Origin of the sequence: Streptomyces sp. NPDC006261, from assembly GCF_040613515.1 — a bacterium.
Taxonomy (GTDB): domain Bacteria; phylum Actinomycetota; class Actinomycetes; order Streptomycetales; family Streptomycetaceae; genus Streptomyces.
The window spans coordinates 1-4,910 of sequence record NZ_JBEXSI010000129.1 but is presented as its reverse complement, the minus strand read 5'-3'; the positions used below and the strand labels follow the sequence as shown (position 1 = coordinate 4,910).

General features: G+C 71.8%; 3 protein-coding genes. 1 reads left to right on the top strand and 2 read right to left on the bottom strand.

Features of this window, described 5'->3' with window-relative positions; genetic code table 11:
* Window positions 1-254 precede the first annotated feature (254 nt).
* Both ABZ154_RS34670 and ABZ154_RS34665 read right to left on the bottom strand, forming a co-directional pair.
* A complete protein-coding gene (locus ABZ154_RS34670) occupies window positions 255-1,265 on the bottom strand; it encodes a DUF2306 domain-containing protein (RefSeq protein ID WP_356838415.1) in 1,011 nt (336 codons plus the stop codon).
* A 223-nt stretch (window positions 1,266-1,488) separates the two neighbouring features.
* On the bottom strand, window positions 1,489-1,902 hold the full coding sequence (locus ABZ154_RS34665) for a DUF4440 domain-containing protein (protein ID WP_356838413.1): 414 nt from the start codon (window positions 1,900-1,902) through the stop codon (window positions 1,489-1,491).
* A 297-nt stretch (window positions 1,903-2,199) separates the two neighbouring features.
* On the opposite strand from ABZ154_RS34665, the gene ABZ154_RS34660 reads away from it, so the two are divergent.
* A partial coding sequence (locus ABZ154_RS34660; protein WP_356838412.1) for a type I polyketide synthase occupies window positions 2,200-4,910 on the top strand: 2,711 nt, incomplete at its 3' end.

The following is a 4,910-nucleotide window of genomic DNA, read 5'->3' as shown; positions in this document are numbered from 1 at the left end:
CGCCGTCGGACGCGCGGCGCTGCGGTCCTGGCCCGCGGCGGACGGCTCGATCGCGGCGAACACCGACCGCGCCCGCCGCACCGCGGGCCGTCGTACCCGCGGGCCGCCGTACACGCGGCCGCCGTCGTGCAGCGCACGACCGCAGACGGCCTTCGGCACACCCCCGCACAGCGCACGCGAAACGGCCCCCGGTCGAGCGGTCACTCTCCGCTCGGCCAGGGGCCGTTGGTGGTACGGAAGCAGGTACGGACAGGTCAGCCGGTGGCCGACAGCTCCTGCGGGATGGGGCGGTCGATGGCCATGAGCCACTTGCCGTCCGCGCCGCGCCGCAGGACGTCGGTGCAGGTGCCGCGCAGCTCCTGGCGGACGCCGTCCGGGCCCGGCACCTCCATCTCGTAGTCCACGACGATCAGCTGGACGTCACCGGCCGTGTAGGACTCGCGGAGGGTCGCCTTGAGCGACGGCTTCAGCGCGAGCATCTCCGTGATCTTCGCCTTGCGCGCCGCGCCGGTCAGCGGCTCGCCCGACAGGTTCGAGATCGCGTCGTCCCGGTACAGCCGGTCGAAGACCGCTCCGTCGTAGGAGTTGAAGGCGATGAGGAAGACCTCGTTCTGCTGGTCGGGGTCTGCCGTCAGTTCCAGCGCGTTGAGGTCGATTTCGGTGCTCATGGCGGTGCCTCTCTTCTGGGCGGGTGTACCGGTGGGGCCGGTACGCGGGGATGTGCCGGTGGCCGAGGCCCTGCGCCGGGCCGCTCGTGCCCGGTGCTTGGCCCGCACGCCCTTCTCGGTGAGCCACCACTCGGCGATCAGCAGGGTGGTGACCCAGCCGGGCCAGTCGGCGTTGCCGATCAGGGTGTGGAGCCAGATCTCCTGCACGAGCGGGTCGTCGCTCTCCGGCGCCGGCAGGACGGTGGCCTCCAGCACCACGGCGTAGACGCGGTTCAGCGGGATCGCCATGGTGGCGGCGAAACTGCGGATCATCCAGCGCCGGTGGTCCCCCCACCGGCGCTGCCGGGCCGTGCTCCATCCCGCGACCGTGAAGATCAGCCACAGCACCGAGAGTGTGACGCTGCTCAGCTGCATGGTGAGGCCGTTCGGGCTGGTGGCGCCGACGACGATGCCGAGCAGTCCGGACGGGATGGCCCCGGCGAACACGTACACCCGTCCGCTGACGCGGTGCACCGCCGGGTGCGCCGCCCGGAGCCAGGGCCAGACCTGGAGACAGCAGGTGACCATGGCCACCGCTCCGAACAGGATGTGCGTCACCAACAAGGGGTAGTGAGGCGCGAAGTCCCCCGGCTGCGCTACACGGGATCGTGCGGGGTCGAACGTGAGATACCGCGGCAACGAGAGTACGAGGAAGACCACGCACACCGTTGCGAGCGGGACGATCCAGGGGCGCTGCCACCACGGCCTGGTCATTATCCCGCCGCTTCGGGGCCCGGATACGGGCCGGTCGGGCGGCGTATCGGTGGCTTTCTCCATGGAATCAGCCAGGTATTTCGTTCCGCGGATCGCCGTAAGGCGCGTCGATCGCGTAGCGCCATTCACCTCTGGAATCGCGGCTCAGAATGTCGGTCGCGAGGCCGCCGAACGACTCGCGCTTTCCGTTCTCGCCGTCGACCTCCATCTTCCAGTCGACGCTGAGCAGGGCGGTGTCGTCGGTGACGTGCGACTCACGGATCTTCGCGGTCAACGCGGGCCTCAGCTTGAGGAATTCCGCGAGATTATCCTTGCGCTCCTCCCCCGTCAGCGGCTTTCCGGGCTCCCAGACGGAGACCGCTTCCTCTGAGTAGAGCCGGTTGATGGCGTCGGCATCACCGGTGTTGAAGGTTTGGACGTAGAACGCGAGGTGCTCTTCCACACCGCCGGCGTGCACGATGACATCGGATTTCCCTGACATGGCGCGAACCTCCTGTGGAGCCAGATTGCTTGTGCTTTCCGGACGCATCGGCAGGTAGCCGTGCGAACCCGGACCCAACGTAACCGCGCCCTCCCCACCGGAAGGTAACAGGCCGCCCACAAGCCCTCATCGGAGCCCGGTTATCGCCGTGTTACCGCTCGCTGATCAGCCGTATTCGGCGCGTTGCTACGTTGACGAACGGTCACCCATTAACTTTTTTCAGCGCGTGTTGAAAAAGCGCAACACGTCTTGGACACCGCCGCAGGTCCGGCGGCGACGAAAGGGCGGACGAGTCAGATGGCGAGTGAGCACCGGTCGGTGTCGGCGCATGCGTACGAGGAGCACGACGGGGCGGTGGCGGTCGTCGGGATGGCGTGCCGGCTGCCGGAAGCCGCCACGCCCGCGGAGTTCTGGGAGCTGCTGCGGGACGGCCGCAGCGGTGTCACTCAGGTGCCGCCCGGCCGCTGGGAGACGGGCGCGGCCCCGGACGGCGACGGTCCGGCGCGGCGCGGCGGGTTCATCGAGGGTGTCGGCGACTTCGACGCCTCGTTCTTCGGGATCTCGCCGCGCGAGGCCGCCGCCATGGACCCGCAGCAGCGGCTCGTGCTGGAGCTCACCTGGGAGGCGCTGGAGGACGCCGGGATCGTGCCGGCGACGCTGCGCGGCAGCCGTACAGCGGTGTTCGTCGGTGCGTTGCGCGACGACTACACCAGTCTGGTCTACCAGCAGGGTACGGAGGCGATCACGCAGCACACGATGGCGGGCGTGAACCGTGGCGTCATCGCCAACCGGGTCTCGTACCACCTCGGTCTGCACGGCCCGAGCCTCACCGTCGACTCCGCGCAGTCCTCCTCGCTCGTCGCCGTCCATCTGGCCTGCGAGAGCCTGCGGTCGGGCGAGTCCGCGACCGCCGTGGCGGCCGGTGTGAACCTGAACGTCCTGGCCGAGAACGCGGTCACCGAGGAGCGCTTCGGCGGCCTCTCACCCGACGGTCTGAGCTACACCTTCGACGCCCGGGCCAACGGCTTCGTCCCGGGTGAGGGCGGTGGCGTCCTCGTCCTGAAGCCGCTGGCCGCCGCTCTCGCCGACGGCGACCGGGTCCACGGCGTGATCCGTGGCACCGCCGTGAACAACGACGGCTCCACCGCCGGTCTGACCGTGCCCAGCGCCGAGGCGCAGGAGCGGGTGCTGCGGGCCGCCTGGCGGAAGGCGTCGCTCGATCCGGCGGAGCTGCAGTACGTGGAGCTGCACGGCACCGGCACGCCGGTCGGCGACCCCGTGGAGGCGGCGGCGCTCGGTGCGGCGCTCGGCTCCGGGCGCGCCGCCGACGATCCGCTGCTCGTCGGTTCGGCCAAGACCAACGTGGGCCATCTGGAAGGCGCGGCCGGTGTCGTCGGCATGCTCAAGGTGCTGCTCAGCCTGCGCCACCGCGAGCTGCCCGCCAGCCTCAACTTCGAGACGCCCAACCCGCGCATCCCGCTGGACGAGCTGGGCCTCTCCGTCCAGCGCGAGCTGACCGCGTGGCCGCACGAGGACCGCCGGCTGGTCGCCGGGGTGAGCTCGTTCGGCATGGGCGGCACCAACTGCCATGTCGTCCTGGCCGAGGCTCCCGAAGGAGCTGACGGGCGCGAACACGGTGCCGCGCCCGCGGGCGAGGCGGCCGCGGCCGGCGGGCTGCCGTGGGTGCTCTCCGGACGCGATCCGCAGGCGCTGCGCGCGCAGGCCGGCCGGCTGCAGGCGTTCCTGGCGGAGGAGTCGCGTACGGCGGCGGATGTCGGCTGGTCGCTGCTGTCGACGCGGACCCTGTTCCCGCACCGGGCCGTGCTGCTCGGCGGGGACGACGAGGTGCGGGCCGGGCTGAAGGCGCTCGCCGCCGGACGGCCCGCGAGCGGGCTCGTGACCGGTTCGGTGCAGCCGGGCGGGCTCGGCGTGCTCTTCACCGGACAGGGCGCGCAAAGGGCCGGTATGGGACAGGAGTTGTACGAGGCGTTCCCGGTCTTCGCGCGCGCCTTCGACGAGGTCTGCGGCCATCTGGACCCGCTGCTGGAGCGGCCGTTGAGCGAGGTGATCCGCACCGGCGAGGGCCTGGACCGCACCGGCTGGACGCAGCCCGCGCTCTTCGCGCTGGAGGTGGCGCTGTACCGGCTGGTGGAGTCCTGGGGGGTGCGCGCGGACTTCGTGGCCGGGCACTCCGTCGGCGAGGTGGCCGCGGCCCATGTGGCCGGTGTGCTGTCGGCGGCGGACGCGGCCAAGCTGGTCGTGGCCCGAGGCCGGCTGATGCAGGCGCTGCCGGAAGGCGGCGCGATGGTCGCCGTCGAGGCGTCGGAGGAGGAGCTGCTGGAGCTGCTCACGCCGCACGACGACCGGGCCGGGCTCGCCGCGGTGAACGGGCCTCGGGCGGCCGTCGTCTCGGGCGCCGAGGACGCGGTGCTGGCCGTGGCCGCCGAGGCCTCCGAGCGCGGTCTGCGTACCAAGCGGCTGACGGTCTCGCACGCCTTCCATTCGGCGCTCATGGACCCGATGCTGGACGACTTCCGCCGCGTGGTGGAAGGCCTCACCTTCACCGCGCCGACCATCCCGGTGGTCTCCACCGTGACCGGCCGGGCCGCCGACGGAGAGGCCTGGTGCTCACCCGGCTACTGGGTGGACCAGGTACGCCGTCCGGTCCGGTTCATGGCGGCGGTCCGGACGCTGGAGGCCGCCGAGGTCACCACCTTCCTGGAACTGGGTCCCGACGGGGTCTGCGCCGCCATGGCCGCCGAATCCGTGCTCGACCCGGCGGCGGTCGAGGCGGTCCCGGCGCTGCGCGCGGGCAGGCCGGAACCCCAGGCCCTGCTGGCCGCTCTCGCCTCGGTGTTCGCGCGCGGTACGGAGGTCGACTGGGTGGCGGCGTACGCGGGTTCCGGTGGCGGCCGCACCGACCTGCCGACGTACGCCTTCCAGCGCGAGACGTACTGGCTGCGCACCGCGGCGGACTCCCCGGCCGCGCGCCCGGCTCCGGCACCGGC